This is a genomic window from Chrysiogenia bacterium (assembly GCA_020434085.1).
In the GTDB taxonomy this organism is placed as follows: domain Bacteria; phylum JAGRBM01; class JAGRBM01; order JAGRBM01; family JAGRBM01; genus JAGRBM01.
Map to the genome: position 1 here is coordinate 1 of JAGRBM010000219.1, position 1,689 is coordinate 1,689.

General features: G+C 65.5%; 3 protein-coding genes. All 3 read right to left on the reverse strand.

All coding sequences use genetic code 11. The features are described from left to right. Positions 1-74 precede the first annotated feature (74 nt). Entirely contained in the window at positions 75-335 is a 261-nt protein-coding gene (locus tag KDH09_07140; GenBank protein MCB0219450.1) for a hydrogenase maturation nickel metallochaperone HypA, read from the reverse strand. Between the two features lie 3 nt (positions 336-338). Continuing rightward, positions 339-815, reverse strand: coding sequence for a hydrogenase maturation protease (locus tag KDH09_07145; protein MCB0219451.1), 477 nt, complete (start codon positions 813-815; stop codon positions 339-341). Then, on the reverse strand, positions 799-1,689 hold an 891-nt coding region (locus tag KDH09_07150; protein MCB0219452.1), incomplete at its 5' end, for a nickel-dependent hydrogenase large subunit. The genes KDH09_07145 and KDH09_07150, both read right to left, overlap by 17 nt.

Here is a 1,689-nt window from a genome sequence, read left to right on the forward strand (position 1 = left end):
CCCTGCACACGCCCCTCGAAGCGCGCGCGCACGCGCCGCGTCTGTTCGGGCAGAGTTTTGGGGAGTGCGCCCATCTATTCGATATCGAGGCTTAGCAGCCGAATGTCCTGCGCACCCGGGTCATTGATGTCGTCGGAGCTCTCGCAGGTGATGTGCGCACCCTCGGCCAGGGTGCCCGCCGAAGCATCCTCAAAATGCTCGGCGAAGTGACCGGGTGACATGTGGGAGAGCGCGCCGAGCCACACCTTCACGCCGACCACCCGCTCGGCGCTTTGCTCACTGGCAATCTGCTCGATCTTTTCCATGAGGTTCTTCATCAGGGAATGTTCGTGCATGAGTCAGCCTCCTGCCTGCGAAAGCGCGGCGGTCACCCGCGCGGCCGCATCGTCGAGCGCATCCGCAACGGCATCGGAAATCGGCGCGCCGATCTCGAAGTTTTCGCCCACGATGCCGATGACCCGAAGAGATCCGGGGAGCGCGTCCATGAGCTCTCCGAGTTCCAAAGCCTGCGCCAGCCCGAAGTCGTGGGTCGACGCGCTTTTGAGATCGGCCGGCAGGCCTTCCTCGAGGGCGTCGATCTCCAGAATCTCCCCGGGCGCGCCGCCGCCCGAAACGGCGTCCACCACCACCGCGAGGGCGCGCCCCTTCCAGAGTTCCATCAGCGCGGTCGCATCGCCGCGCGTTCGTTTTAGCGCGACGCCCGCGGGGAGCGTCCTTTCGAGCCGCGCGGCCACTTCGAGCCCCGCCGCATCGTCGCCGCGCATCTCATTGCCCACCGCGATCACTACCGCGCCCCCTTCAGCTTCGATCGACATGGAGTTTCAAAAAATGCGCCGAGCAGGAGATACACGGGTCGTAGTTGCGGATCGCCTGCTCGCACTGCCACTGGAGTTTCTCATCGTCGAGATGCATGCGCGGCTCAATGAAGGCGCGCAGGTCGTCTTCGATGCGGCCCTGATTCTGGGAAGTGGGCGGCACGATCTGGGCGAGCTGGATGATCCCCTCGGCGTCGATCTCGTAGCGGTGATAGAGCATCCCGCGCGGCGCCTCAGTGGCCGCGTGGCCGGTACCGGCGCGGGGCTCAACCTCGACAAAGGGCGCTTCGGGGCGCTCGTAGTTTTCGATCACCCGCAGGGCTTCCTCGCAGGCGTAGAGCACCTCCACGCCGCGCACCACGATGCTGCGGAAGGGATTGAAGCAGGTCTCCCCAAGGCCCGCCCGCCTGGCGGCGGCCTGCGCGCGGGGGGTGAGCTTGCTGAAGTTCAGGCTGTAGCGCGCGAGCGGGCCGACCATGTAGTGCCCGCGCTCGATGAGGCGGCAGTGCAGCGCGCTCGAACGCTCCACGTGTTCCTCGCGAAAGTGCTCGCCGAACTGCTCGGCGTGGATGTCGAGCCCCCGGTTGGAGACGATGCGTCCCTCGTTCATTGGGTACTCGTCGGGGTGCAGAAGAGAGACGAGCTCGTAGTCCTGCTCGAAGTCGGGGAAGTCGAACTTCGCGACGAAGTCGATCATTTCCTCGGCTGCATCGGCCGCCCACTTCAGGCGCTCGGCCAGCGCGTCGAACTCACTGCGCTTGGGAACGCGGTAAAAGCCGCCCACCCGGACATTGATGGGATGAATCTCGCGGCCGGCAAGGGTCGAGACGATCTCGTTGCCGACCTTCTTGAGCTGCAGTCCCTGCTCGACCAC